The following is a 25,377-nucleotide window of genomic DNA, read 5'->3' as shown; positions in this document are numbered from 1 at the left end:
GATCCGGTTCCGCAGTTGGTACCCAGGATTGGTAAGACGAAATATGGCGTTGACGAAAGAGTCCTTGGAGAGTCGGGGTTAATGGTTTTCTAAGAAACTTCAAGTTCGCTAGAGGCATCAGGGCGAATAATCTGGAAACACGCTGTAGGGTTGGGGTAAAGCGCTAATTTGCCCTAATGCACCTAATGTAATAAGTGGGGCTAGAATTGTCCAAGGTTATAAGAGTAAGATACGAGAAGGGTGTGCTAAAGCCTCTAGAACCCGTCAAGCTTAGAGAAGGTGAAGAAGTAAGGATAAGGATTGAGGAGAACATTAGGGAGAGGCTGAAAGGTATTATCGGTATTCTCGGCGAGTCTAGCGAGGAGGAGCTAGAGAGGTACTTAGAGGAGGCCTGGCAGTCGTGATTTTCGTGGACACTAACGTACTATATTATATCCTCCATAAAACACCTAGAACAGAGGAAGCGTTAACCATACTAGAAGAGAATCCCGGTGATTATGTCATTGACATGATGGTTCATAACGAGATAATATATGCGTCAACGAGACGTTACCTAGAACACATACACGGGGTAAAGGGAGCATACTTAGCCAAGAAATGGGTAAAGAAACATGGGTACCCCGAGGAAGTAGTGAACGCTGTTAGAGAATTATTTAAGAGATTAGATAATAGGGCTAATACCAAGCATGTACACCGAGCACGAGCTATATAAAGTTCTAACGGAGTTTAGATTGTTGCCAAGCGACGCCATCATAGCTTTAACTTGCAAGCACTACGATATAGATACTATCCTTACGTTCGACGAAGACTTCAAGCGTGTTCCATGGCTCAAGGTAATCCCGTGAATACGAAGGTGGCTGACCCGCCGGAACTCGAACTTGCGACCATTAGTTCCGAAGGCCGATAACATATTAACCATGTTTCCAAGTGAAACCATGAATTGGAAACGCTCTTTAGGAACGCTTATCACCGCGAATACCATTGCTGATAATTTGGAAACACCCGGTATGGGGAAAGGCTAATTGGTTAATGGAGCCACATTTGATATGGGTGCGGAAGATTTGTCCAAGGTTGTTAGAGTGAAGTATGAGAAGGGCGTGCTAAAACCGCTGAATAGCGTCAACCTTGAGGAGGGCAAAGAGTACAAGGTGATAGTGGAAGAGGACATAGATGAACTAATCAAAAGGTACAGAGGTGTTCTCGGGAAATCATCTGTTGAGGAGTTCAAGGAGCTCGAGGAGGAGGCACAAACCCAGTGATATGCCTTGATACAAATGTCATCTATCACTTCCTCTTTGAAACAGAACTAACAAATACCTCAGAGAAAATCCTCCGGGAGGCCATTATAGGAGGTATGGCTATCCCTATGATAGTATACAATGAGTTGCTCTACATCGTAGGCGCCAAGATTGCACGGGTAAAAATATGGTGTTAAGGGAAAATACTCTTTTAGGAAGCATATAGCCAAGCACGGATTTCCCGAAGAAGCCATAGAAAAGGTTAGCGACTTCATTAGAGATTTCAAAGTAACCATGCTAAGGGATTATCAAGACCCAGACGAGCTAGTAAAGGCAATTGAGTTTTATAGACTGGCACCAAACGATGCGCAAATAGTCTTAACTTGCAAGCATAGCAACATAGAATCGCTAGCAACGTTCGACGAAGACTTTAAGCGTATACCATGGCTCAAAATAATAGGTACAGAGAGACTATAAGGCCACATAATTAAGCCTCCCAAGAAAAGACTTAATACAATGAGGTTTGACTGTACGGGGGCCTTCGAGATCTAAACATATGAGGTAAGGATCGGTTAAGTGTACTGATTATGGCGTGCACCTATATCTATGTTTGTTTTCAAGAGAATCGGGTATAGTATCGTAGCATCGATGATCAAGTGTATTGTATTAAGCATATTGGTTGGCAAGGTTTAAAATAATGGGTGGGTAAAATGGGTAATATGGGTGTTATGGGTTGAGTGTTGTGGTCATAGATGATAGGGGAAGAATAGTAGTTCCTAGTAGGCTTAGGAAAGAACTCAAGCTTAGGAGAGGGGATGCATTCATGGTTGTAGGGCTTAGGGATGACCTTATTGTTTTGAAGAAGATAGATGTCGAGAAGATGCTTAGGGATATAGCTGAAGAAGTGACAAAAGCCGGACTGGAGATAAGTGCGATAGAGAGGGAGATAGAAGAGGAGGCCAACGAGCTTGCAAAACAAAAGATACATGATTGACACAAATGTCTTTATATCGGCATTCAAATCAGGTTACACGACAACAACAGAACTCCTCCTAAAATTACTACTAGACCCCGAGGTTGAACTAATTGTAGATGATGTACTCCTCAAAGAATATGAGAAGTGGTTTAAAATACTATCTACTAGACTCCCCAGAATACGCGAACAAGCGGAACACCTATACTCACTGATAAAAGATAAGGCCAAATTAGAGCGCCCGAGCAACGACGACGTTAATAGGGTTAAACAATATTTCCCGGAGACAGAGAGCGCAGACATATACCACGCTGCAACATGCCTCAAAGCACACTGCATCCTAATAACTAATGACAAAGACTTCCAAAACCTAAGAAGGGCTAAAATAGTAGAAATATGGACTATAACTGAAGCAGTAAGAAAACTGTTAAAATAATAGCAACATTCAGCTAACCCCTAAATAAGACAAACAATATTTTGGGGCTACAAAATAGGGCATATAAGTGGCAGCCCCACCGGGATTAGCGGGCCCGGGGACCCTAGCGGCTCCGAAGGCCCGCGCTCCTCCTGGCTGAGCTACGGGGCCAGTTTCTACAGAGACGAGTTGGAAATTTAAAGTGAACTTCGAATTGGCTTCGATTCGGAACCAATTTTATCCATTCGTTTTCGCGCGCTTGAGTGAACTTTTTTCATTCATTTTCTATGAAGGAAATAAGTTTCCATTTCATCATGGATCTCTACCAAACACGTAGCCACCCAGTACGGCAAAGTTTTGGAGGGCTTTCTATTCCATCTTGGGATTCTACTTCTTTCGGAATTGGTACGTTCAGCTTCTCCAAGATGCGTCTTTCTATTCCCTATTGGGATTCTACTAGATATGATTGCATGGTGCTTTGATAGTTCGATTTCAACGAGCTTTCTATTCCCTATTGGGATTCTACAATGGAAGCCTATACCGTTTTAAAGAATCATACGGAGTCTCTTTCTATTCCCTATTGGGATTCTACGAGGGACAGGATAGCGCTCGGATACTATAACGGTAAAGTTGCTTTCTATTCCCTATTGGGATTCTACATGTTTAAATCTTACGGGAGATTGTGGACAGAATCGGGGGTCTTTCTATTCCCTATTGGGATTCTACACTCGGATCGGGCGTGAAACTCGAGAGAAAACCGAGTATTGCGTTACTTTCTATTCCCTATTGGGATTCTACTCGAAAACGAAAGTACTGAAGTGAACGTGCTCTATCGTTTCTTTCTATTCCCTATTGGGATTCTACAGGAATAAGAGTGGTCATCTTCGATCATCACAATGACGAAACTTTCTATTCCCTATTGGGATTCTACAAGAGGAGGGGTTCGACGATATCGCCGACCTCCTTAGCTTTCTATTCCCTATTGGGATTCTACTGCACATGAGTAGTATAGTATGAGGTGAATGAGATGGAAGAGACTTTCTATTCCCTATTGGGATTCTACCGTTGCCCTCCTATTTAAACAACCAATTCCCCATCTTTTAACCCTTTCCCTTAGCTCTCCTTTCCACATTCACACCTTCCCTTCCAGAACTTGAACTCAATTAGTTGTCCAATATATGCATGCATATGCTTGTATAAGGTAGGCTGGAGTGGAAATCCCCATGATCATCAAAGTTCCCATGATCGCTTATTAACCCCTCAATGCAACTTCTCATTGTAAAGATCGATCTTGAAAGGACCATGTACTGATGGTCTGAGCTCTAGAGTGGTAAATTGCATTTGATTTCTTAAAGGCAATTTTGAATGATTAGGTTTAAATGGAATTGAGCATTATGAAGTCTAGTAGAAACTGAAGGTGCTTAATGAGACCATCATTTCTGAATTCAAATGGTTAAGGTTGAGGAAATGAGTAAATTGATTGTGAGTAAATTGAAAAGTTAATTTGGACAAGAGGTGGAGATGAGGATTCACCATGGGATGGTGAATGCTAAATTTATGCAAAAACTTAAATATAACCGATGATTGATCTGTCTCTGGGGATTAGATAGTGGTAATTGAGGAAATACCAAAGACGAGTAAGGGCGAAGTAAGGGTTGGCTTCCATACTCATATAAGAGGTTTGGGTCTTGATGAGAAAGGCAGGGCGAAGAAGGTAGCAGACGGGCTAGTGGGTCAAGAGGAGGCAAGGGAAGCTCTAGGACTAGTCGTTGAGATGGTAAGAGAAGGAAGAATGGCCGGTAGGGGCGTTCTGATAGTTGGTCCGCCTGGAACCGGTAAGACGGCGCTTGCAATAGCGTTAGCGAAGGAGCTCGGCGAAGACACGCCTTTCGTTGCTCTAGGCGGTTCCGAAATAATGGGTAGTCCAAGGAAGAGCGAGGTCTTGATGCAAGCAATGAGGAGGGCAATAGGAATAAGAATAAAGGAAAAGAGAAAGGTGTATGAAGGCGTAGTAAAGAACTTGAAGTTCAAAATGGTAAGGCATCCCTACAACCCCTACGTTAAGGTGCCTAGGGAAGCTATCATTACTCTCGAAACAGAGGACGACGAAAAGGAGCTGAGGGCTGATGAAGAAATAGCGTACCAACTTCTGCAATTGGGCATTAGGAGGGGAGACGTGATAGCCATAGACGCGGATACCGGAAGAGTCTACAAAATAGGGAGAGCTAAAAGCAAAGAGGAGGAGAGTAGTGGGATAAAGCTAATAAAAGAGACTGAGCTACCGAAGGGTCCCGTGTTCAAAGAAACGGAAGTCGTTCACACCTTAACTCTTCACGATTTAGACACTTACTACGCTGCTCAACAAGCCCCGCTCAGCTTACTTGCCGGCTTCGGTCCGGAGAGCGTTAGCGACGAAGTGAGGAAGCAAGTTGATAAGTTAGTGAGCGAGTGGTTAAAGGAAGGCAAGGGCGAGCTAGTGCCCGGCGTCCTCTTCATCGATGACGCCCACATGCTCGATCTCGAGGTATTCAGCTTCCTATCAAGAGCGATGGAAAAGGAGTTCGCGCCAATAATAGTATTGGCAACTAACAGAGGCATGGCCAAAATAAGGGGTACAGACGAAGTAGCTCCCCACGGAATGCCTCTGGACATGTTGGACAGATTGTTAATAGTTAGAACTAGGCCTTACACGAGGGACGAGATCGAAGAAATAGTTAGAATAAGAGCTGAAGAGGAAGGAGTGAAGTTGAGTGAAGACGCAGTAAAGAAGCTAGGTGAAATAGGCGAACAGAGGAGCTTGAGGTACGCGATACACCTCATGCAGCCAGCCAGAATAGTTGCTCATAGGAAGGGAAGGGAAGAAGTAAAGGCTGAAGACGTTGAGGAAGTCGAGAAGAAGTTCGTGGACGTAAAGGACAGCGTAAGGTACGTCGAAGAACTAAAAGATAAGTTCCTCTAAACTTCTAGAAGGAAGGGTTTCTCATCGGTACTAACAATGGTCTCACTTTCCATAGCTTTCCTGACATGCTTAGGTAAGTTGGTCATGCTCAGGTGAGTCAAACCGTCGTAGTACCTCAACTCTCCTCTAACCCTTGCCTTTATCCTTGAATCTACCTCTTCCGGCTTCAGTTCGTTTAGATTAATCGCATCGGAACCCCACACGAAGCCCCAAGTGCTATCGAAGGCTTGAATGAAGGAATGGTAGCCGTTAGCATTAGCGAACACTTCCTTTACTGTTCTATATATTACTGAGAACATCTTGAGCGTATAGGACGTTGAAGTTGCTTGCGTAACCATTATACCTCCTTCCCTGAGAGCCCTCTTTACTAGCTGATAGAACTCCTTTGTGTACAGCTTAGCGGCTGGTCCACCTTCGAACGGATCGACGAGATCAAGTATAATTACGTCGAATGACCCGGGCTCCGTTTCTTCCAAGAACTTCCTACCGTCCTTTATTACTAATTCCGTCCTCGGATCATCGAAGGCGCCCTTGTGCCATTCCGGCAAGAACTTCTTAGCTACCTCTACCACCTCCCTATCCAAGTCAACCATTACAACTTTCTCTACATCGTACTTTAACACTTCCCTTAGCGTAGCGCCCTCGCCACCTCCCAGTATAGCGACTCTCTTGGGATTGGGGTGAGCGATCATTACTGGATGAACTAAGCTCTCATGATAAATCCATTCGTCGTATTCGCTCGATTGAATTTTGCCGTCTAATATGAGGGCCTTCCCGACGTTGCAGAGCTTCGCTACGACTATCTCTTGGTACTGACTCCTGCCTTTATAGTAAACTTCTTCTATTCCGTGCATGTGAGCTGAACAAGGCGTTTGAACCTCTATGAACCAGTTGAAAGTCTTTAATGGTACCTTATACAATTGCCTTTCACCGCAATACCAATAACGGAGGAGCAGTTTTCAAGCTTGGGTAAGAATTGCATTACTATAAAAAGGGAAAAGGCGGGAGACCGATAGAGATAGTATTGGAAGCTAGGGGAGTGAGGCTAGTACTAACCACACCACCGGGCCTCTTCTCCAGTTCCCAAATAGATTTGGGAACTAGGTTACTGATAGAGTGGATGGAAATACCGGACAAGGGGAAGCTTCTCGATATAGGTTGCGGTTACGGGCCAATAGGGCTCTTCGCTAAGGCATTCAACCCTCAACTAGACGTATACATGGTGGACGTGAACCCCCAAGCAGTGAAGGCCAGCAGGAGGAACGCTGAGAGAAACGGTTTAGAGGTAACGGTCTTGCAAGGAAACCTATACGAGCCAACGGATGCCTTAGGCTTGAGGGAATTTTCAACTATAGTAAGTAACCCGCCGCTCGCGGCAGGCAAAGAGGTAGTTGAGAGCGTAATTAGGGGCGCTCCGGAGAGGCTGGCTAAGGGCGGATCGCTTCAAATGGTTTTCGCTAAAGGCGGTGAACGGGCAGAGGAACTCTTCAAAGAGCTCTTCAGAGAAGTCGAGGTGAAGAGAAAGAAGGGATACGCCCTCGTAAGGGGCTACCTTTAGGGAACCGAGACGGCTTGCTGAGACTGCTTTAGTAACAAGAGCTTCTGTTGCTCCACGGTCCACCAAACGTTGATGAACCAAGCTATTACAGCTATCATCATCAAGAACGTAATGAATAGGAGCATGTTAATTGGAGTTAAGTATTCCGCTATTATATCGCTAATGAGTCCCTTTCTCAACCTTTTCACTAGGCCTTTCCCCTAAGGATAGTCTTGCTGAAAACGTTTTATTTCTCCCTTTCCAATACTCCCGAGCTGAAATGAAGGAGATACTGGTCTTCAACAAAGTCTCTAAAAGGTACTTAGATAGATACGTCTTGAAAGACTTCGATATGGTAGTTGAAGAAGGGGAAGTAATTAGGCTGGAAGGACCTAACGGTTCCGGCAAAACCACAATACTCAAGATAGCCTCTGGAATAGAGAGGCCTAGCAGCGGGGAAGTCTTAGTAGACGGCGAACCGCCTTGGAGCCTCAACGCTAAGAGGAAATTGGGAGTGGTAATGCATTTCAATATGACCTACGACGAGTTAACAGTAAGGGAGAACTTGGAACTCTTTTCGAAGCTCTACGGCGTTTCTATGGAGAGAGCTACGAGGCTTTGCAAGGAGGTAGGTCTAGACAAGAGAAGTATGCAGAAAGCAATGGAATTGAGTTTCGGTTGGAGGAAGAGGTTAGAACTAGTCAGGGCGCTCCTCCATTCGCCTAAGGTACTCCTCTTGGACGAACCATTCGTTGGGCTAGACGCTCCGGGTAAGGAGGCCCTCCTCAATCTCTTAAAGGAAGAGGTTGAGAGAGGAACTGCAATTATCTACACTGCCCCCGTGGGTCAACTCGATAGGGTAACGGAGGGGGAAAGAGTCGTTACCCTAGTTTCTCAACCTTCTCAATAACCTTCTTGGCCAGTTCTCGCTGGTCCTTAGCGAAGGCGAATAAGCCCTTGGGATAAGCGAGCAAACCTTCGCAGTTCTGAATTGGAGGGAGGTCCTCGTAAGGGGCCACCTTAGCGTATGCGATCGAGCCTTCGGAAGCTCCGATAACGTACCATCTATTGCCTCTCTTGGCGTAACAAACGTAACAGTCTCCCGTAAATTCGCACAGAACCTTCTCAAAGGCCTCCTTCAACCCTTCCACGAACTCTTCCATTTCGCTTTCCCTCCAAACGGGAGCTGCGCTCAATTAATCAGCTAACGCGACAGCGAGGTCTTGGGGTTAAAGCCAATGGTACCTATTGCGGACGGCCACACGCATTCCAATCCAGTCAAGGGTTTAGGTATGGAGAAGATAGCTCCTAAGTTCAGGGAAGAAGGCGGATGGTTCGTTGCAATAGTGGGGTTGAGTCCGTGGCACTACGGGTTGGAAGCAACCTTTGAGGGATACGAGAAGGCGCTTGAGATTACTGTAAGGGAGTGCGAGAAGGCGAGGAAAGCCGGCTTGAAGGCATCGTGCCTCTTCGGCTTCCATCCAGCTGACGTGGATAAGTTCATGGGTAGAATGCAGCCCCACGAGGTACTGGAACTCGGCCTAAAGGTCCTCGAACTAGTCGAGAAGGGGTTAAGGGAAGGCAAGCTCGATGGGATAGGCGAGGTTGGGAGACAACACTACAAGACCCATCCGATCTCTGTCGTAATAGCAGAGAAAATAATGGATAGGGCGTTCCAAATCTCAAAGGACTTCGATGCCGTGGTTCATTTACATTTGGAGCAAGGCGGTAAGGTAAGCGTGATCGATATAAAAGAACGAATTGAAAGATACGGTACCAATTCAGATAGAATAGTAATGCATCACTTGAGGGGCAAGACGCTTAGGTACGCTATCGAAGAGGGAGTTAGGTGCACTGTCCCGGGAGTTAAAGGTCTTTTAGAGAACGTCGTCTCCTTGCCTCCAGAGTATATCATTGAGAGCGACCACATAGACGATCCGAAGAGGCCGGGAATAGTAGTCTACCCATGGGAGATGGCAAGGAACCAAAAAGAACTCTTAGAGAACGGCTTGGTTGAGGAGGACTACCTATATAGAGTTAATGTAGAGAACGTGGTCAAGGTCTTTAAGGTGGAGCCACCTACGTGAAACCGGTTATAGAAATGGCAGCGGGGCTTTGGTCTAAAGTCAACGACGCGCTAACGCTAATTCTCCTTATTTCCTTAGCAGTGGCCTTCATTGTATCAGCCATAGGGAGCTCCATTGACCCTTCCTTGGCCAGCAGCTTAAGCCTAGGTAGCGTAACGATAGCAGTCCTTTCGGGAATAGGGGCGGCCTTAACTGAAAGGTTCGCGGAACTGGAGTAAGTGGTGGGTTACTGCAATGAGTTCAGCTCAACTTTCGCTAGAGGAAATAGGCAAGGAAATGTGTAGAGAGGAATGGGAGTCCTATACTATCTACAGCTACCTAGCTTCCCTCGAGAAAAACAAGGAGAACGCTGAGAAGTTGAAGAGGATAGCTGAACAAGAGAGGAAACACTTCGAGTTTTGGAGGAAAATAAGTAGGTGTGAACCTCCCAAGGTGGATCTAAAGAAAGTTAAACTAATCGCTAAGTTATTAGGCGTCCAATTCGTCTTAAAGAAAATGGAGTTATCGGAAAAGAACGCAGTCGAATGCTATAAGAAGATAAAGGAAATGATAAAGGACGAGCAGTTGAGAAAGGAACTCGAGGAAATACTGGAGGAGGAAATGGAACACGAACGGGCCCTAATGAGCGAAGTGGAGGACCCTAGGGTTAAGTACCTAGGTTACGTTGCCCTGGGCCTCGCCGATGCCGTAGTAGAGGTCACTGGAGTACACGCCGGCTTCCTCGGCGCTACAGCTAAACACCGTGCTAGCGGGATTAGCTGGTCTGATAGTGGGCTTCTCCGCCTCCCTCTCAATGACCGGAGCAGCTTACGTCCAAGCTAAGCACGATCCGGAAGTCAAGGCGCCCTTGAGCGCCGGCGTCACTGGCCTCTCATACCTATTGTCAGTTATACTATTGGCCCTACCATATTTCCTTATACATAACATTTGGGCGGCCTTCGCAGCCTCTCTATTAATAGCGTTGATTATCCTAGGAGGTTTCATATACTATAGCTCAGTTATAAATGAGAAAGACTTCAAGAGGGAGTACTTAGAGACCGTAACGTTGCTGATGATAACGGCGTTCGGAAGCTACGTCTTCGGAACCGTAATGGAGGGTCTACTCGGAACCAGCGTCTTCGGACACTAGAACCTCTAGTAAGCACCTATCGTGACCTAACGGCTTGTGTTTTTCGATCTTTATTACAACGTGCGGCTCCCTAGCCCCCACTTTCCTACCGAAGTAATTCACTTGAACCCTCTTTCCAGTAGATTCGATCGCTCCAGCTATCATGGCTATACACGGAACGCACCTATACGGTGCTCCATCGACGTACTTCTGGTGAGGGCACTTGATTACTTCAACGCAGACCTTCCCTCCTAGTTCTCTAATTTGGAATTCGAAGTCACCGAAGACCGTTTGCTGAAGCTTTAAAGCGTACTCTATCGCCTCAACCACGTTCCTCGGTGCGTAACGGGTTATCGTCTTCTTAGACGCATCTTTAACTATATCGTACATTAGAGCGATGAGAGCTCCCTCACCGAAAAACTTCCTCAACTTCTCTGGTACTATTTCAAACATAAAGGCTTCGAACATAGATATGAATTCGTCCTTAATCTTTTCTCTTTCCATATAACTATAATCCATCTAGCGTCCTATAGGTTGCTGACCAATAGGTAAACTAAAAGCTATGCACTCAGTTCGCAACTACGAATGAACCTCCTTGGCGCCCCAACAAGCTACCTTATGCCCGTCTCCGACGAGCGGGGGCTCTTTTTCGGAACACATGGGCCTAATTCCCTCTATCTGATCAACTAGGACGCATCTAGGGAGGAAGCGACAACCCCTTTCCGGAGGGACCCCAACTTCGCCCTTAATTGGGACCTCTATTCTCCTCTTCCTGTTCTCTGGACTGGGCTCTAGAACGGCTGCCATCAAGGCTTTGGTATATGGGTGAAGCGGGTTCTCTATCACTTCTCGCGTAGGCCCCTCTTCCACTATCTTACCGAGATACATTACTCCAATTCTGTCGCATAAGTGAGGAGTTGTAGCCAAGTCGTGAGTTATAACCATTAAGCTTACGTTCTCCTTGTCCCTTATTTCCTTGAGTAGGTGTATTATCTCGGCCCTTATGGATACATCGAGCATGGATACTGGCTCGTCCGCTACGATGAATTTAGGGCTTATACTGAGAGCCCTTGCTATCATTACTCTCTGTTTCTGACCACCTGAGAGCTCGTGTGGATATCTGTCTAGGAACTCCTCTCCGAGCTTAACTTTCTCTAACGCTTGAGCCGCTATTTCCCTCGCCTTCTTCTTGCTCGCCAGTTTGTGAACCAAGACGGGCTCTGCGACGATTTCCCATATTTTCATCTTGGGATCTAGGCTGGCGTAGGGGTCTTGGAAAACCATTTGCATGTCCCTTTTCAGTATTCTCAAGCCCTTCTCGGAAAGCTCACTGTACTTAACAATAGTCCCGTGTACCTTTTCTCCCTTCTTCTCGAGTAGCTTAGCGGTTGATGGGGATGCGTTAAAGTAGATCTCTCCGCTGGTAATTTCCTCCAATCCCATTATCGTCCTAGCTAAAGTACTCTTTCCGCACCCACTCTCCCCTACTACGCAGTAAACTTCGCCCTTCCTAATGGTCACGTCCACTCCGTCCACGGCTCTAACGTAACCTTTTACTGAGAAAATGCCCCCTATCTTGTACCACTTCTTCAGCCCTTCAGTTCTCAAAACGAAGTCTTCAGACAAACCGTTCCTCCACCCTTCGTAACCTTTAATGAAGTTTAATGGCTATTGGTGAATTTCAGTTCCGTCTCCTTGCTAACGGAACTTCCGAGGTAACTCGCTCAAGGTAGCGTCTCTAGATGCGCGAGCGGTCAATTAGTTAATACGAATTGGGGGACCGTTCCTTCACAGTAGTCTGGAAAGGAATTGCTTAATTGGGTTTACTAGCGGGTTGGTTTGAAGAAACCGTTAATTAATCCGCGTAAGGGCTTGGCTTAGATGGATCATACCTTAAGACTGGAGACAGTGAGGTGATGCCAAGGTTGAAGATACCATTAGACACTATATGCGTCAAGACCGGTATTCTTTGTCCGAGCTGTCAGAGGAAAGTTAGTAGCGGTTTAGTGAAGGAATACGAAGTAGATATAATGAGGAAGCTTTTGGATTTGGAAGAAAGGATAAAGGAGCTGAAGGACGCGGAGTACGTTAAGAGCTACGACTTAGGCGACCTATTAGTAATAGTACTCAAACTACCCGATTGGGACAAGGACGTAGTTAGGAGGATACGTCAAGCCCTATCTAGGGAATTGAATAGAAAGGTTAGGGTAGTAGTTAAGGGAGCCGATCCAAGGGAAATGGCTGCCCAATTGCTAATACCTTTGGACGTAAGAGGAGTCAACATAGTCTGGACTCCCGATGGCACTCAGAAGTACGTAATAAGGGTTGACAGGAAGGGGAAGAGGTGGCCCGCCCCAAAGGAGGAATTGGAGAAAGTGTTAAGTGAGCTACTAGACGCGCCCGTTGAAATAAGACCGCAAGGTCATTTCTGAATTTTTATTTTAGTATTAGGAGGAGCTCTCTTGAGACTCTTGCGTCTCAGCCTTCTCTTCCCTCTTCTTGATTTCCTCTATGAACGCAACCTCTTTAACGTTCGTATACCTAAAGAGGTCATTGACTATCGATAGCTTCGCTAATTGGAGACCTTCAGCCAGTAAGTACTTCTCTGGAACCTTTATCACTACCTTACCGTCGCTTATTTCTACTTCAGCGTCCTTCATCCTTCTCTTTACTAATGCTTTAATCTTCTCCTTCTCGTCCTTTATTATGTCCTTTAGTATTATCTTAGCTACTAAGGTCTTACCAGCGTAGGGGTGGTTGAAGTCAACTATCACTCTACCGCCACTTACTGCCTTAACAACGCCTACGTTGTTCCCTATTTCAACGACCATACCCGGATATACGTTCCTTATTCCCGCTTTCCTGAATTCGTTTACAGTATACCTCCTTATCTTACTTGGATCCCTAGGTCCGAAAGCCTTCTCTGGAGGAATTTCCACCTCCTTTTCTTGGCCCTTTTCCATGCCTTCGACGGCTTCTTCAATTCCTTGTATCAACCTACCCTCGCCGAGAACTACTACGAAAGGTTCGTACTTGGTACCTTCTTTATATATACCGCTCTCCTTAGCTACTTCCTCTAAGGTGGTGTCTATTACTTCTCCAGTATCCTTTAGCTTCAAGACGTAGTCTAGAACTACGACGTCGCCCTTCTGAGCAGCCATTGAGGTCCACCGACCTCTCTGGATTGGAACGAAGTAAAAAAGGGCTAGTATCTAGCTCACGTTCGATGTCTTTCTGACCCATTGTTCGATTTCAAGGAAATAGGTAAGGTAGTAACGTATTCTCTACATACGGATTATTTTGACAAGGAGTTGAGAGATACGAGAGCTGGTAACTATGAAACTCCTTTTTTCTATTCCATCTTGGATCCCTACTGTTCTATTTATGAGAACGGTATGATTAGAGACTAGTACTGCTTTCTATTCCCTATTGGGATTCTACTTGTTAAAACTTTATTAAACACAGAGTCAATGACACCAGGCTTTCTATTCCCTATTGGGACTCTACTAACGTTGTACTTTGCTTTCAGCTCAGCCACCTTCTCTTCGATCTTTCTATTCCCTATTGGGATTCTACAGAATAATGTGCAACGCGACGCTGACGTTAAATGCGGTTTCCTTTCTATTCCCTATTGGATCTCTACTTCTGCCATTCATTGCTTCGAAAACGACCGTTGCCATCGATCTTTCCACTCCCTCTTGGATCTCTACTAGGTACCGTCCTTTGCCGAGGCCGAAATTAGAATCACCCTTTCCACTCCCTATTGGGACTCTACCCGAAACTTACGCTTGACGAATTAAGGTGGCTTTACAATTTCCTTCTTTCCACTCCCTATTGGGACTCTACGTTAGTATACACTGCAATTTTATCAGCTTTGGTTGATGAGGCTTTCCACTCCCTATTGGGACTCTACAAGGAAAACGGGACTCTTAAAGCCCCGAGGGGGCTCGAGGCCGACTTTCCACTCCCTATTGGGACTCTACAAAATTATATAGGATTACAGCCCCAAGCCGAACAAATGTACTTTCCACTCCCTATTGGGACTCTACTTGCTTGGCTCGTTATCAATGGTAGAGTAAAGCTGAACAAGCTTTCCACTCCCTATTGGGACTCTACTCGCTTTAATACTCCACCCAAGTTTAAAACTCAACCTCCTTTCCACTCCCTATTGGGACTCTACGACTGCATATACTTTTTCGTTAGCCTTGAATTTACAGGGTCTTTCCACTCCCTATTGGGACTCTACCGTTACCCTCCTATTTAAACAACCAATTCCCCATCTTTTAACCCTTTCCCTTCATCTGTCTTTCCACATTCACACCTTCCCTCTTCGAACTTGAACTCAAGTAGTTGTCCAATATATGCATGAATATGCTTGTATAAGGTAGGCTGGAGTAGAAATCCCCATGATCATCAGAGTTCCCATGATCGCTTATTAACCCCTCTAAGCTTCTTCTCATTGTAAAGATCGATCTTGAAATGGGCTTGTACTGATGGTCTAAGCTCTAGAGTGGTAAATTACATTTGGTTTTGAAAATACGACGTTGAATGATTGGATTGAAATGGAATTAACAATTGGGAAGTCTAGTAGAAACTGAAGGTACTTAAGGAGACCATTGTTTCTTTTCGTAAATGGTTAGGGTTGAGGAAATGAGTGAATTAATTGTAAGTAAATGGAAAATTAAATTTGGACAAGAGGTGGAGATGAGAATTCACCATGGGATGGTGAATGAGATTCCATAGATAGAGCATTTCGTTTTACCTTTATTGAATGAAGCTTCAATTAGGGTTTGGATGATATTAAACAAGGACCTATAAGTTCAAAGAAGACAGATGCTTCTACTAGATTAACTTAACGTACTGAAGGAAGGCGGGGAACGAAGCTTGTTGAAGATAGTTTACAGTCCCAACGACCCGGCCGCTAAGGGCGTTGCAGAACGTCTAATGAAGGAAGGCATAGAAGTTTATCCGCTCTCTAGAGACGCTCCGTTTTCCGATTTCAGCGAAGTCGAAGGAGACGACTTCATAGTATTGTCAAGACATTCGAGCGAGAAAAGGGTCAAGGCCTTCACGGTCCACTTCACAGGGAACTTCTCAGATGAAGCCAAACTAGGTGGTCAACCGAGAACGCTTTCAATAGCTTTACCAAAGATCGGATGTAAGCTCTTGAACGCGTTGAGCAAGTACAACTATCGCGAGGACTACGAAGTGGTTTACGAGGCAACTCACCACGGTCCGACCATAAATAAGGGCATTGTCTTTATAGAGATTGGCTCATCGTTAGAAGACTGGACCGATCCAAGGAATCACGATATACTCGCGAAGGCCGTCTTAAACTACGAGGAAATGGAAGACCTCCCTTCCGCAATATGGATAGGCGGACCTCATTACAATAAGAGAGCTGCAAAGAGGTGTTTTGAAGGAATTAATTCCATCGGCCATATTGCTCCAAAGTACGTAATAGGCTCAATAAACGAAGATTTGCTAGTTCAGATGGTGGAAAAAAGTAGAGATCCTATCGAGAGAGCATACGTCGAGAAGAAGTCCGTGAAGGCAGAACAGAGGAAGAAAATTGTAGAAACTTTGAAGTCTATGGGGTTAAGCGTCGAGGTAGTGTAATTCCATTCATTACCTATTAGGTTACATTGTAAGGAGGGAAGAAGCGTTATGGAGATCTCAATTGGAACTTACTTCATATTACCAGACCACGTGCCCTACAATTACCCAGCTAAAGTACTGGAAATATCGCCAAGGGTCTTAACCTACAAGAAGAGCTCTGCGTTCGGAAAGTACGTAACTCAAGAGAACGTCGTGAAGGCTTGGATGGACTTCATGGAAAAGCGAAAGGAGATAGCTACTTTTAACGTTCACTCGCCATACTTTACATTGGAGAACTTAGTATCGAAATACGAAGGAGCTCTAAAGTTAATGAAAGAGTTGCTACATTTCGACGAGAGAACTGTTGCGATAATGTATCCTAGGTTAATGAAGGACGAAAGAGATAGGCATTCGATGAGTGTCAGCGATTACGAGAAGAGACTTAGGTTAATAGTAGACGAACTTCTATCTAGACTGGACGTAGATCCCAAGAGGATGTACTTCAGAGCAACGATGTACTATGATGACAAGAGGGTATATACAGAGAACTTGATAAGCGTCTTAGCGGACTTCAAGGTACCAATTGAGGTTTCTCTAACGGACATATTCTTAGAGCACTTGTGGAATGCAATGGATTCAGGCGTCCACTCCTTCAAGGTGAAGGAACTAGTAGCCAGAGCGGAGGAAACGGTGATGGAAATAATAGACCACAACGTGAAGAACGTTGGAACGAACGACATAAGGTTCAGGTTCGGTTCAGCAATGGCTTATTCCTTGAGGAAGAGGGGAAGGGAGTTCCTCAGGTATAAGAGGTTCGTGTACGAAAGTATCTCGTTCTATTTAATGGAAAAAGGTCTATTAGCAATACCTAGCGCCATCCAGCTTCAAGCTTTAGTTGAGCCTTTGAGAGCGTTAATGGAAGTAAAGGACGTTGACTTCAAAGTTTACGGAATATTCAACAATACTAAAGAGCCAATAAAGTCGAGAATCAAGTATTGCATTGAATATACGGAACTACTCAAGGAGATGCTAAAGGTTGCAGTCAAGATAAGAGAAATAATAAGGGGTTAACTACTTATTGGAGCTCCTCCAGCATATCCTCTCGTATCCCTTTACTTTGTCTCCCTTCCTACACCAGAGCATGAGTATCCTGCCCTCTTCATCTGGAAGATCGTATTCGCAAGAAGTAACGGCTTCTACGAACTCGTAGCCGGGAGGGAGGAGCCAGAAGGCCTCGTAGTCGTACTCAGCAACGCCTTCCTCGAAGGAGTTCTCGAAGCAGTTGATTCCTTCCACAATGGGTCCGTGGAACTCTAGAACAAAGGTAAAATATGGAACTTCCTTAAATCCGACGAACTCCATCGAAACGTTCCTGACGGTAACCTTAGTAGGTTTCCCATTTACCTTAACTTCCTCGCTATCCAAGGCCCTTTGCATGTTCTCCCATGTAGTTAGTATTTCTTCCCTATATTCGCGCGGTTTGTGTAGCTTCGAGGCTAGAAGGCCTTCCTCATCGTAATAATAGTAGTTAACCACCTCAATTATTTGCCAAGAACTCCCCAAAGGCGTTACGAAGTAGTACCCTTGAGCGTGAATGGGTTTCATTGCTCCTAGCCGAAATAGCTTCGGACTTACGATTTTATTCTGAGAAGCTCTAACATATAATTCAAGCGTAGACCAAGTGGAAATAGGGAAGCCGGAATGGCAGGAAATGGAGATTGTAAAGTTCTCGAGTGGATAGCCTACTTCTATCAGACCTATTTCAGGGAAATAACTTTTAGTGCATTGCCCAAGGAGTTAAGGGACATACTGGGAGATACCGCCTATGGAGTCATAACCAAAATAGTCATGGGTACCTCGAGTAAAGCTATACCTAAGATGGCGAAGAACTTGGGGTTCCTAAAGGAGGGCGAGCAAGCCGATATCCTTAAAGCCATTATGGAGCTTAACAGCAAGTGCCACATCGAACTTCATAAGGAGACAAGTAAATACGGAACCGTTGGAGACATAGGGCTTATACCAATGGAATACGATGAAGAAAAAGGTACATTGAAGTTCATTCTGAATAAGTGTCCAGTGGATATAGTGGCGGCCGCCCCCTACGTAGGCATTGTAGCCGGTATATCCAGGGGACTCGGTCTAAAGGCCTATCCTGTAAGAGATCCTTCGCAAAAGAAGTTCATCAAGGAAGGCTACATAGTTTACCCGGTATTGAAGAAAGACGAGGGCAAGTGCTATATAGTATTAGAGAGAGTTGCTTAACGGACTCCCTTTTATCGGTATCCATTTAACTTCTTCGATCACGCTTCTCACTACCTTATCGTAACTGGCCTTACCCTCCGATATTGCGTCCATTAGCTCTTCCAGCTTCCTCGTCCTCTCCTCGCTTACCAAGTCGGAATAGTTCTCAGTTAAGTAAAAGTACACGCTCATTCCCTTCTTGGTCGGAATGAGCTTCCTCTGCTTCGGGCTTTCAATAACGTACTTCCTCTCCATTAACGTGCTAACTATTTTTGCATACGTACTAGGCCTACCGAGACCTCTCTCTTTCATTAACCTAATTAGGTCGGCTTGAGAATACAGCGGCACCGTGTTCCAACTCCTCACTATTACTTCCTTCACGCTGTAACTGCCTTCCGGCGGAGGCACCTCTACCTTAATCCTAGGATACACTAACGTCCACCCCGCTTCAACAATCTCTTCAACTAAATCCTTTGTTATTATAGCTTCTAACTCTTCGAGGCTTATTTCTAATTTAAGCTTCCTAACCTTAGCCTCCCTCATTTGGCTGGCCATGAACCTCCTAAATATAAGGTCGTACAACTGCAAGTGTTTGTTCGTCAAGGGCTTCGCAGTTGTAATTGTACCCTCTTCTATCATTAACTTCAATTCATCTGCGTCTATTGGCCTGGTAGGCCTTATGGCTTCGTGAGCTCCGCCTTGGCCCCATCTTCTTGGAACGAAGAGCTCTTCGCCGAAGTTTTGGGCTATCCACTCCTTGGCCAAGGCAATTCCAACGTCCGAAACCCTTACCGAATCGGTTCTATGGTATGTAATGAAACCCATTTCGAACAAGTCTTGCGCCAGCTTCATCGTCTGATCTGCGCTTAACCTCAAGACCTCGTTAGCTTCCTCCAATAAACTGTCGGTGGTAAAAGGAGGCCTAGGAGGCACGGTCTCTTCCCACCTTTCGATGTATTTCACTACTACCGTGCTCCTTTCCACGTCTTTCCTCGTAGGCTTCAATCCGAAGGAGTCCTCGGGGAAGGTTTCCCTCCATCCTTCCCCGTAGCTCACTATGTAGAACTTCTTCCTGGACCTCTTGTATTCCTCGTACCTCTTGATTACCCATCCGAGGACGGGCGTTTGCACCCTACCGGCAGACAAGTTCCTCGATATCTTACAAGCTACTGGAGTATTGGTGTACCTAGGCCATAAATCGAACCATAGCTTTGGACTCAAAGTGAAGCCTATGAGCCTGTCTTCGGCCCTTCTGAGCATTTGGGAACCGACTAAGTTGAAGTTAAAGGGTCTGGGATTGTCTATAGCCTCCAACAAGGCCCGCTTAGTGACCTCGTGGAACTCTACCCTTAGAACCTTCTTTGCAAAGGGATTAACCAGGTTCGCTACGTCCCAACCTATTTTCTCACCTTCGGTATCAGGGTCCGTTCCTATTAGAACCTCATCTACTTCTTCGGCCAGGAGTCTCAAGCCCTCTATGACTTCCTTTGAGTTCTTCAAGTACTTAGATCCACAACGAACACATCTATTTATCTCTTCAGAGAATTGAGTTCCACAGACCATACACCTCTTGATGCTCGTTAGGTGTTGGGTTCCGTTTTCTTCTATTCCATAGTACAAACAGTTTCCGCCTTCCATAATGCAAAGGGGATCGCTATCGCTGACTAGGTCGTTCGTGTGACCACCCGAAGCCGTCACGTAGAGTATCCTGTTGCCGAGCCCTATCTCGTATACCCTTACTCCCTTGACGGTCCTAATTGAAGGCCTACCAAAGAAGTTGGTAATAGTTCTAGCTTTATTTGGAGACTCGACAATTAGGAGGGAGGTTTTCAATAGGTTCCTTATCTCGTTGGTACTTAGTTCACCTCTAAGCACTTTAAGGACCTTTCTCCTGTCCTCGTCGATCTCTTTCAGCAACTCCCCTAGATCGAGTTGCTCGAACGGGTACCAATTTTCAATTACCCACCTCAACCTCTTCTTCAGTCCATTGAACAAATGCTCGCTATCCACAATTACTACTGACAAACCCTTGGTTACTCCGCCCGCGTACAGCCTAGAGGTCCTCCCGGAAGCTTGGAGGTAAGTCGCGGAGTCAGGTACGAGCAAGTAGAGCTCCCCGCCCTCCTCTACTATCTCGTAGAACCCGCTTCGCCTGACCCTCTCAACGAACTCTGGCTTAGAGGCTAGGTTCCTAATTATTTCAAACCCTTTCATGAACAGCTTCTCTAAGTCCGTTTCGACTATTCCATTCATCAATCTCTCTTTGAGCATTTCGACCGCTTGTTGGGTCAAGCTCCTGTACCTCTTCGCTAACTCCTTGTATATCTTTGCGTATTCCTCGAAGCCGACCTCAACTGCAATTCTCAAGACGTTAACAATAGCTCTAGGAACGGGCTCGTCCATCTTCAACTTGAACTTAAGCCTCGGCACGCCAACGAAAACGGCGTACCTAATCACGTGGGGTAGGTCAATTCCGCGGGTGAGAACGCCGTAATGCGTAGCGACGCCCACTAATACGCTAACCTCTCCCCTCTCAAAGGCTTCAATTACGTTTACCCTCTCCGATGAAACGACCTCCGCCGAGACCCCGTTCTCTTTCAGCTTCCTAGCTACCTCTTCAGCGAAGGAGAGGCCTTTGTCGGCTGGAACGAAGACCAGACCTCCCTTACCCAGTGCCTTAACGACCTTAACGAAACCCTCTCGGGTATAGCTGTCTATTACGTTCCTAACGCCTTCGCTCGTTCCTCCTGGTTCGAAATTCAAGAGCTTCCTAACCATGGCGATCCTGTTGGTTCTCACCTTGCCCGTAGCCGAACTGAAGATCAGTATACCGTTAACCTTCATCCTCAATTCCTTAACTCGCTCTTCGATCTCTTCGAGCTCTTCTAAGAAAGAGAGCCTCTTCTCCGGATCGTTTGTGTTAAGCAAATACCTCATTATTCTCTTTTCTTTATTGACTATGTTCCAGAGCTCTTTGAGATCTTCTTCATTCAAACCCAGCAATTGGAGTATTCTGTCCACGTTCTTGTTGCTCTTCAGAACGGAGTCAACGTCATCTACAAATATTAATGAGAACTTGAACTTGGTTAGCTCATCCAATTTATTTATCATAAATCGCGAAGTGGTTATTAGAACTCCGAATTCCCCTTTCTCGAACTTTTCGAGCGCTTCCTTCCTCTCCCCCTTGCTCATCTTAGAATGGATCTTAACTACCTCGACGCCTAGGATGTCGGCGAAGGGCTTAGCCTTCTTGTACATCATTTCAACTAGGGGCGTTGTAGGCAATATCACGTAACTCTTACCGAACTTCTTTGCAAAGAGTACTGAAACTAGCGCGCCGAAAGTGCTCTTACCCATTCCCGTTGGTGCCACTATGGAGAAACTCTCCCCCCTAAGGGCCCTTATCAACCAAGCCCTTTGGGCGGACCAGAACACGCTCTTAGTTACTTCATGGAAAACCCTTTCCGCTTCCTCGACTTCTTTCTCAATTTTAAAATATTGTCCTAGCGGACCTCCTAAGTTCATCTCCTTAAGCCTGTCGCGTGGCACTTCCTCCGGTAAACACCTCTCGCAAGGTAACCCCTTGGCTAGTCTGTCCGAGCTTATGGCTCCGCCGCAGACCGGGCAGCCATCTCTGTATATCGCTTTCAACTCACTGTTACCCTTTCAGAATCTAGCCCGCATTCACAGCTTTATAAAGGAATAAGAAACCGGTAACTAGCAGGTGAGATCTTCTCGTTCATTGAGTACTTGAGGAAACTTTACGACCTCAGCCCCAGGCTTTACGAGAACATTGAAAAGACGGCCGAGTTCATCAAGGAAGAGCTCTCTAAGAGGGGTGTTTCGTACTACGAAGTAACGGGCAAGGTCCGCTTACCAGTGTATCTGAAATGCGAGGTATTCGATGAAAGGGTTCCTTGCAAACCGACGGGATTCGAAAGCGGCTCGGTCGAACCGGTAGCGTTCGATACATACGAGCTCTTCAAACGGGACGAGATACCTAGCGAAGCGGCGTTCCTTTACAACTCTAAGTGCCCCTCAATATCTACTGCGCTGTACACCAAGGTTCCCTCAATAACTGTTTCGCGTAAGGACGTTCGGAAAGTTTGGGAGGGTTCGGGCGGAGAGATAGAAGTGACTTGGAAGGAGTACCCCTTCACGGAAGTGCTCGTCGGCAACCTCGAGGACCCGGTTGGAACAGTCTTCATTCACTACGATTCCTTCGGAGGAGGCTCCGTGGACAACGGGGCAGCGGTCGCAATTACCTTAGAGAGAATAACGGAAATAGATCTCTCTAAGAACCTCATTGTCTTTTCAGCCCCCGATGAGCTCTCGGACGAGTGGCCCATATACTGGGGTTACGGTTTCCGACACCTCGAAAACGAGTTTAAAGACGTACTAGAGAGATCGGAAGTAATAGTTGCGTACGACTCGATAGGTTTGAGCGAACCTATTGTTACCAGGAATCTAGAGGACTTGAGGGAGTTACTCCCGTTTCGTAACGAGAACTTCTTGAGTAAGGCAGTCGGAATAACGTCCGATTGGGAGAAGCTCTTCGAAATATATCATTCGGATCTAGACGTCCCGGAAGCGGTTAACTATTCTTACGCTTCGAGCTCTTGGGAAGTGCTCAAAAAGGTCCTATCTATTCAAGACTGGTCTAAAGACCAAGCCGTATTCAATTAACCCCGAAACCCCATCCACCCTAAGCCTCCTCAAGACGGCCTCAACCTCCATGCCATCGGTGGGTTCGCCGATAACGTCAACTAAGCGACTCACTACAGTACTACCGTCTTCCAATTCTATTAGGGCCAAATATATCGGCGCGAAGTCCTCTAGCTCCTCCGGTACTTGGACTAGCTTGGTCCAAGAGATCACTTTCCCTTTCTTGGGCATTTGGACCCTCCTTAGGGGGGAGCCGCACTTAGGACACTTCTCTAGGTTACCAACGTACGTCCATCCACATTTCTCACATTTTAAGACTGATAGTTTGTAGGCGAACTCCTTTTCCCTCCATAATCTCGCGGGACTCACGTCCATACCTTCACACCTCCTTCAGTAAAGTTAAGTACGTTGAAGCACCAAACAAATTCGTTGCGTGAGTTAGGAAGGTTGATACTTTACCTAATTTGCCTAACCCCTCCGTTACGGCCAAGAACCCCTCCGCTACTTGATATACTCCAGTTGCACCGATTGGGTGACCTCTGGCCTTCAAGCCGCCAGAGGGATTTATCGCGTTCGGCATCTCGTCTAGAACCTTTAGTCCCTCGCCCCTCTCGGCCAGTCCCAAGGACTCCAAGGCTATTATACCAGCTATTGAGAACGGGTCGTAGACCTCGAAACCTTCAATGGACTCAACGTCTACGCCAAGCCTTTCAATTGCCTTCTTAGTGGAATACATGAAGGTTAGATCTCGCTTAGAGACAGATAGGACGTGGGTGGCCGAGGCAGTCTCTATTTTCACCGGAGCGCTTTCGGACGTTATCATTACTGCAGCGGCTCCATCGCTAAACGGATGCGAATCGAACAAATTAAGTGGTTCCGAAACGATAGTACCGTTTAGTGCCTTCTTCAAGTTTATCTGAAACTTCAATTGCGCGTGTGGGACCTCGGTGGCGTGATCGTGCATTAGGACGGCCCACTGCAGCAAGTCCTCGTGGGAGACGCCGTACTTCTTCATGTAAAGTTTAGCAGCCAAAGCGTGAACGGCGGAGTAAGTCAAGCCGTAAATGGTCTCGTAGGGTTGAATTAGGGTCCTTAGATGGGACACGGCGTGCTTCGAGTGGAAGTCGTTAGTCTTATCGGCGCCAACTACGAGCACTTTCTTGAATCCAGCCTTTACTAGCTTGGTGCCTACCGCAATGGCCGCGCCACCGCTACCATCACCGGCCCTAACTTCGTACGTTTCCGCATCCAAACCTAGAGCTTCCGCCAGAGCGAATGCTATATTCCCGAACTTCTCCTGGAACGTAGACGCGTAGGTCGAGAAAACTATTGCTTCTGGCTCGCCGCAAGAGTCAATTACTTTCGACGAAACTTCGAGGGCCATGTCCAGTGTGCTCTTCGAATATTCTCTGCCTATTGGTCTAACTGCGACGTCGCATACGTACATCATATCAACCTCTTTATCTTATTCCTGAACTTCAAGTACCTACCGTATCCTATGTAGACCTTTCTTTCTATATATGAATCAGTTGGAGGCGCTAGCCCGGAAACCTCTTCTACCCTATCAGTAATTTCGAATAAGTACGCATCGGCACCGGCTCCTGAGCCGAAGGGTGCCATGAGAACGATCTCTCCGGGCTTGGCCATATCTAGTATCCTAGTCATTCCTATGAAGGCAGAAGCGTTGTACGTATTACCTATCTTCGCAGTGGTTAGCGCTGGGAGGACCTTCTCTTTTGGGAAGCCTAATTTGGACGCTAACTTCAGAGGAAACCTCGCGTTTGGTTGGTGCGGAACGAAGTAGGTCACGTCATTGGGACTCAAGCCGTTCCTCTCCATTAACTCCCTTATAGCGGAGGTTAAGTGATGGAAGTAAGCCGGTTCCCCGGTGAACCCTTCGCCATGTCTAGGGTATGGAGAAAGCTCCCTCCTCCAGAAATCGGGCGTATCTGTAACGTACGTGACCGCGTCCAGTAGCTTCGCAACTACGTTCTTTTTAGAAACAACGAATGCAGCCGCACCGGAAGCAGCTGTGTATTCCAAGACGTCTCCTGGAGCTCCTTGGGCAGTATCGCTCCCAATTATTAAAGCGGCTTCGATAGCTCCCTCGTTAACCATTGAAAAGGCGTGCCTCAAGCCCTCGCTTCCAGCTCTACACGCGAATTCGGCGTCTATTGCCATGGTATGGGGGGTTATTCCCAGCGCCTCTGCAATTACAACAGCAGACGGTTTTACAGCATATGGTTTCGATTCAGAACCAATGAATACCATGCCTATTTCGCTTGGAGCTATTTGAGACCTAGTTAGCGCGTTCTTCGCCGCTTCCCACGCCATAGTAATGTTGTCCTCATCTATTCCCGCTACAGACTTCTCCGGCACGCCTAGGCCTAACGGAACGGAAGGATCGCCTTCCCAATGTTCAGCTATTTCCTCTCCTCTTATTCTATAAATAGGTACGTAAGCGCCCCAACCGGAAATTCCGACTGACGAGATACGTTCACCCACGGAGCTCTTTAGAGGACAACTTAAGACATTTTCTTAAACGGTGTTTAGACG

31 protein-coding genes and 1 CRISPR repeat array are annotated in these 25,377 nt (G+C 46.2%); of the genes, 20 read left to right on the top strand and 11 right to left on the bottom strand.

Annotated features, from left to right (window positions below):
* Window positions 1–206 precede the first annotated feature (206 nt).
* From EYM_RS01450 to EYM_RS01410, 9 genes are all read left to right on the top strand, one after another.
* Window positions 207–404, top strand: coding sequence for an antitoxin family protein (locus EYM_RS01450; protein WP_075049342.1), 198 nt, complete (start codon window positions 207–209; stop codon window positions 402–404).
* Window positions 401–712 (top strand): PIN domain-containing protein, encoded by a 312-nt coding sequence (locus EYM_RS07925; protein WP_075049341.1) that lies wholly within the window; start codon window positions 401–403, stop codon window positions 710–712. Before EYM_RS01450 ends, EYM_RS07925 begins: the two co-directional genes overlap by 4 nt.
* Entirely contained in the window at window positions 687–845 is a 159-nt protein-coding gene (locus tag EYM_RS07945) for a PIN domain-containing protein (protein ID WP_075049340.1), read from the top strand. Before EYM_RS07925 ends, EYM_RS07945 begins: the two co-directional genes overlap by 26 nt.
* Window positions 846–1,022: 177 nt before the next feature.
* Window positions 1,023–1,259, top strand: coding sequence for an antitoxin family protein (locus tag EYM_RS01435; RefSeq protein WP_236943424.1), 237 nt, complete (start codon window positions 1,023–1,025; stop codon window positions 1,257–1,259).
* Window positions 1,256–1,435, top strand: a complete 180-nt coding sequence (locus tag EYM_RS07975) for a PIN domain-containing protein (RefSeq protein WP_075049339.1) — start codon at window positions 1,256–1,258, stop codon at window positions 1,433–1,435. Before EYM_RS01435 ends, EYM_RS07975 begins: the two co-directional genes overlap by 4 nt.
* 25 nt (window positions 1,436–1,460) lie before the next feature.
* Window positions 1,461–1,715 carry a PIN domain-containing protein gene (locus EYM_RS01425; RefSeq protein WP_075049338.1) on the top strand — a complete coding sequence of 85 codons (255 nt, stop codon included), beginning with the start codon at window positions 1,461–1,463 and terminating at the stop codon, window positions 1,713–1,715.
* Window positions 1,716–1,980: 265 nt separating this feature from the next.
* A complete protein-coding gene (locus EYM_RS01420; RefSeq protein WP_236943443.1) occupies window positions 1,981–2,232 on the top strand; it encodes an AbrB/MazE/SpoVT family DNA-binding domain-containing protein in 252 nt (83 codons plus the stop codon).
* On the top strand, window positions 2,207–2,647 hold the full coding sequence (locus EYM_RS01415; RefSeq protein ID WP_157058713.1) for a type II toxin-antitoxin system VapC family toxin: 441 nt from the start codon (window positions 2,207–2,209) through the stop codon (window positions 2,645–2,647). Before EYM_RS01420 ends, EYM_RS01415 begins: the two co-directional genes overlap by 26 nt.
* Window positions 2,648–2,991: 344 nt before the next feature.
* A CRISPR array of direct repeats spans window positions 2,992–3,689; the repeat unit is 26 nt; unit sequence CTTTCTATTCCCTATTGGGATTCTAC.
* Between the two features lie 543 nt (window positions 3,690–4,232).
* Complete coding sequence (locus EYM_RS01410) at window positions 4,233–5,585, top strand: RuvB-like helicase (protein ID WP_083494979.1); 1,353 nt, start codon at window positions 4,233–4,235, stop codon at window positions 5,583–5,585.
* On the opposite strand, the gene speE is transcribed toward EYM_RS01410, so the two are convergent.
* A complete protein-coding gene (gene speE / locus EYM_RS01405) occupies window positions 5,582–6,505 on the bottom strand; it encodes a polyamine aminopropyltransferase (protein ID WP_075049336.1) in 924 nt (307 codons plus the stop codon). The two genes, EYM_RS01410 and speE, sit on opposite strands and share 4 nt — an antisense overlap.
* Before the next feature lie 56 nt (window positions 6,506–6,561).
* On the opposite strand from speE, the gene EYM_RS01400 reads away from it, so the two are divergent.
* Window positions 6,562–7,143, top strand: a complete 582-nt coding sequence (locus EYM_RS01400) for a class I SAM-dependent methyltransferase (RefSeq protein ID WP_075049335.1) — start codon at window positions 6,562–6,564, stop codon at window positions 7,141–7,143.
* Here the strand turns inward: EYM_RS01400 and EYM_RS01395 are convergent.
* On the bottom strand, window positions 7,140–7,331 hold the full coding sequence (locus tag EYM_RS01395) for a hypothetical protein (RefSeq protein WP_075049334.1): 192 nt from the start codon (window positions 7,329–7,331) through the stop codon (window positions 7,140–7,142). The genes EYM_RS01400 and EYM_RS01395 overlap by 4 nt on opposite strands.
* A 71-nt stretch (window positions 7,332–7,402) precedes the next feature.
* Between EYM_RS01395 and EYM_RS01390 the strand changes: the two genes are divergently transcribed.
* Window positions 7,403–8,032 carry an ABC transporter ATP-binding protein gene (locus tag EYM_RS01390; RefSeq protein ID WP_075049333.1) on the top strand — a complete coding sequence of 210 codons (630 nt, stop codon included), beginning with the start codon at window positions 7,403–7,405 and terminating at the stop codon, window positions 8,030–8,032.
* On the opposite strand, the gene EYM_RS01385 is transcribed toward EYM_RS01390, so the two are convergent.
* Window positions 8,004–8,285 carry a hypothetical protein gene (locus EYM_RS01385; RefSeq protein WP_075049332.1) on the bottom strand — a complete coding sequence of 94 codons (282 nt, stop codon included), beginning with the start codon at window positions 8,283–8,285 and terminating at the stop codon, window positions 8,004–8,006. The two genes, EYM_RS01390 and EYM_RS01385, sit on opposite strands and share 29 nt — an antisense overlap.
* Window positions 8,286–8,360: 75 nt before the next feature.
* On the opposite strand from EYM_RS01385, the gene EYM_RS01380 reads away from it, so the two are divergent.
* The 4 genes from EYM_RS01380 to EYM_RS07920 are packed head-to-tail and all read left to right on the top strand — an operon-like array spanning window position 8,361 to window position 10,338.
* The gene (locus EYM_RS01380) at window positions 8,361–9,209 is read left to right on the top strand and encodes a TatD family hydrolase (protein ID WP_075049331.1); all 849 of its coding nucleotides are present in this window, start codon (window positions 8,361–8,363) and stop codon (window positions 9,207–9,209) included.
* Window positions 9,206–9,427, top strand: a complete 222-nt coding sequence (locus EYM_RS01375; protein WP_075049330.1) for a hypothetical protein — start codon at window positions 9,206–9,208, stop codon at window positions 9,425–9,427. The genes EYM_RS01380 and EYM_RS01375 overlap by 4 nt, the downstream gene beginning before the upstream one ends.
* A gap of 16 nt (window positions 9,428–9,443) precedes the next feature.
* A complete protein-coding gene (locus EYM_RS01370) occupies window positions 9,444–10,031 on the top strand; it encodes a ferritin family protein (protein ID WP_236943423.1) in 588 nt (195 codons plus the stop codon).
* A complete protein-coding gene (locus EYM_RS07920) occupies window positions 10,003–10,338 on the top strand; it encodes a VIT1/CCC1 transporter family protein (protein WP_236943422.1) in 336 nt (111 codons plus the stop codon). The genes EYM_RS01370 and EYM_RS07920 overlap by 29 nt, the downstream gene beginning before the upstream one ends.
* On the opposite strand, the gene EYM_RS01365 is transcribed toward EYM_RS07920, so the two are convergent.
* Both EYM_RS01365 and EYM_RS01360 read right to left on the bottom strand, forming a co-directional pair.
* A complete protein-coding gene (locus tag EYM_RS01365) occupies window positions 10,309–10,821 on the bottom strand; it encodes a methanogen output domain 1-containing protein (protein ID WP_075049329.1) in 513 nt (170 codons plus the stop codon). The two genes, EYM_RS07920 and EYM_RS01365, sit on opposite strands and share 30 nt — an antisense overlap.
* A 75-nt stretch (window positions 10,822–10,896) precedes the next feature.
* Window positions 10,897–11,943, bottom strand: a complete 1,047-nt coding sequence (locus EYM_RS01360) for an ABC transporter ATP-binding protein (RefSeq protein WP_083494978.1) — start codon at window positions 11,941–11,943, stop codon at window positions 10,897–10,899.
* A 290-nt stretch (window positions 11,944–12,233) separates the two neighbouring features.
* Between EYM_RS01360 and EYM_RS01355 the strand changes: the two genes are divergently transcribed.
* On the top strand, window positions 12,234–12,749 hold the full coding sequence (locus EYM_RS01355) for a transcription elongation factor (protein WP_157058712.1): 516 nt from the start codon (window positions 12,234–12,236) through the stop codon (window positions 12,747–12,749).
* Window positions 12,750–12,764: 15 nt separating this feature from the next.
* Here EYM_RS01355 and EYM_RS01350 read toward each other — a convergent pair whose 3' ends face one another.
* Window positions 12,765–13,478, bottom strand: coding sequence for a peptidylprolyl isomerase (locus EYM_RS01350; protein ID WP_075049326.1), 714 nt, complete (start codon window positions 13,476–13,478; stop codon window positions 12,765–12,767).
* Window positions 13,479–15,201: 1,723 nt separating this feature from the next.
* Between EYM_RS01350 and EYM_RS01345 the strand changes: the two genes are divergently transcribed.
* Both EYM_RS01345 and EYM_RS01340 read left to right on the top strand, forming a co-directional pair.
* Complete coding sequence (locus tag EYM_RS01345) at window positions 15,202–15,936, top strand: D-aminoacyl-tRNA deacylase (protein WP_075049325.1); 735 nt, start codon at window positions 15,202–15,204, stop codon at window positions 15,934–15,936.
* Window positions 15,937–15,984: 48 nt separating this feature from the next.
* Entirely contained in the window at window positions 15,985–16,986 is a 1,002-nt protein-coding gene (locus EYM_RS01340) for a hypothetical protein (RefSeq protein ID WP_075049324.1), read from the top strand.
* On the opposite strand, the gene EYM_RS01335 is transcribed toward EYM_RS01340, so the two are convergent.
* The gene (locus EYM_RS01335) at window positions 16,987–17,520 is read right to left on the bottom strand and encodes a hypothetical protein (protein ID WP_075049323.1); all 534 of its coding nucleotides are present in this window, start codon (window positions 17,518–17,520) and stop codon (window positions 16,987–16,989) included.
* Window positions 17,521–17,616: 96 nt separating this feature from the next.
* On the opposite strand from EYM_RS01335, the gene EYM_RS01330 reads away from it, so the two are divergent.
* Complete coding sequence (locus EYM_RS01330; protein ID WP_075049322.1) at window positions 17,617–18,177, top strand: hypothetical protein; 561 nt, start codon at window positions 17,617–17,619, stop codon at window positions 18,175–18,177.
* On the opposite strand, the gene rgy is transcribed toward EYM_RS01330, so the two are convergent.
* Complete coding sequence (rgy, locus tag EYM_RS01325; RefSeq protein ID WP_075049321.1) at window positions 18,160–21,807, bottom strand: reverse gyrase; 3,648 nt, start codon at window positions 21,805–21,807, stop codon at window positions 18,160–18,162. The genes EYM_RS01330 and rgy overlap by 18 nt on opposite strands.
* Window positions 21,808–21,906: 99 nt before the next feature.
* Between rgy and EYM_RS01320 the strand changes: the two genes are divergently transcribed.
* Entirely contained in the window at window positions 21,907–22,842 is a 936-nt protein-coding gene (locus EYM_RS01320) for a hypothetical protein (RefSeq protein WP_075049320.1), read from the top strand.
* On the opposite strand, the gene EYM_RS01315 is transcribed toward EYM_RS01320, so the two are convergent.
* Genes EYM_RS01315 through EYM_RS01305 form a run of 3 tightly spaced genes read right to left on the bottom strand, consistent with a single transcriptional unit; the run spans window position 22,798 to window position 25,326 of the window.
* On the bottom strand, window positions 22,798–23,196 hold the full coding sequence (locus EYM_RS01315) for a Zn-ribbon domain-containing OB-fold protein (RefSeq protein WP_075049319.1): 399 nt from the start codon (window positions 23,194–23,196) through the stop codon (window positions 22,798–22,800). The two genes, EYM_RS01320 and EYM_RS01315, sit on opposite strands and share 45 nt — an antisense overlap.
* 4 nt (window positions 23,197–23,200) lie before the next feature.
* Complete coding sequence (locus tag EYM_RS01310; RefSeq protein WP_075049318.1) at window positions 23,201–24,268, bottom strand: thiolase C-terminal domain-containing protein; 1,068 nt, start codon at window positions 24,266–24,268, stop codon at window positions 23,201–23,203.
* Window positions 24,268–25,326 (bottom strand): hydroxymethylglutaryl-CoA synthase, encoded by a 1,059-nt coding sequence (locus tag EYM_RS01305; protein ID WP_075049317.1) that lies wholly within the window; start codon window positions 25,324–25,326, stop codon window positions 24,268–24,270. Before EYM_RS01305 ends, EYM_RS01310 begins: the two co-directional genes overlap by 1 nt.
* Window positions 25,327–25,377 lie beyond the last annotated feature (51 nt).

The organism is Ignicoccus islandicus DSM 13165 (assembly GCF_001481685.1).
Classification (GTDB): Archaea; Thermoproteota; Thermoprotei_A; order Sulfolobales; family Ignicoccaceae; genus Ignicoccus; species Ignicoccus islandicus.
Note: the sequence above shows the minus strand (reverse complement) of the source record. Positions and strands in the feature narration are given on the sequence as shown.

Bases quoted from the DNA above. Each gene is read 5' to 3' on its own strand.
- EYM_RS07945 (WP_075049340.1), top strand. From the start codon at position 687: ATGTACACCGAGCACGAGCTATATAAAGTTCTAACGGAGTTTAGATTG.
- EYM_RS01390 (WP_075049333.1), top strand. From the start codon at position 7,403: ATGAAGGAGATACTGGTCTTCAACAAAGTCTCTAAAAGGTACTTAGAT.
- EYM_RS01385 (WP_075049332.1), bottom strand. From the start codon at position 8,285: ATGGAAGAGTTCGTGGAAGGGTTGAAGGAGGCCTTTGAGAAGGTTCTG.
- EYM_RS01380 (WP_075049331.1), top strand. From the start codon at position 8,361: ATGGTACCTATTGCGGACGGCCACACGCATTCCAATCCAGTCAAGGGT.
- EYM_RS01370 (WP_236943423.1), top strand. From the start codon at position 9,444: ATGAGTTCAGCTCAACTTTCGCTAGAGGAAATAGGCAAGGAAATGTGT.
- EYM_RS07920 (WP_236943422.1), top strand. From the start codon at position 10,003: ATGACCGGAGCAGCTTACGTCCAAGCTAAGCACGATCCGGAAGTCAAG.
- EYM_RS01365 (WP_075049329.1), bottom strand. From the start codon at position 10,821: ATGGAAAGAGAAAAGATTAAGGACGAATTCATATCTATGTTCGAAGCC.
- EYM_RS01355 (WP_157058712.1), top strand. From the start codon at position 12,234: ATGCCAAGGTTGAAGATACCATTAGACACTATATGCGTCAAGACCGGT.
- EYM_RS01350 (WP_075049326.1), bottom strand. From the start codon at position 13,478: ATGGCTGCTCAGAAGGGCGACGTCGTAGTTCTAGACTACGTCTTGAAG.
- EYM_RS01340 (WP_075049324.1), top strand. From the start codon at position 15,985: ATGGAGATCTCAATTGGAACTTACTTCATATTACCAGACCACGTGCCC.
- EYM_RS01335 (WP_075049323.1), bottom strand. From the start codon at position 17,520: ATGAAACCCATTCACGCTCAAGGGTACTACTTCGTAACGCCTTTGGGG.
- EYM_RS01330 (WP_075049322.1), top strand. From the start codon at position 17,617: ATGGCAGGAAATGGAGATTGTAAAGTTCTCGAGTGGATAGCCTACTTC.
- EYM_RS01315 (WP_075049319.1), bottom strand. From the start codon at position 23,196: ATGGACGTGAGTCCCGCGAGATTATGGAGGGAAAAGGAGTTCGCCTAC.
- EYM_RS01310 (WP_075049318.1), bottom strand. From the start codon at position 24,268: ATGTACGTATGCGACGTCGCAGTTAGACCAATAGGCAGAGAATATTCG.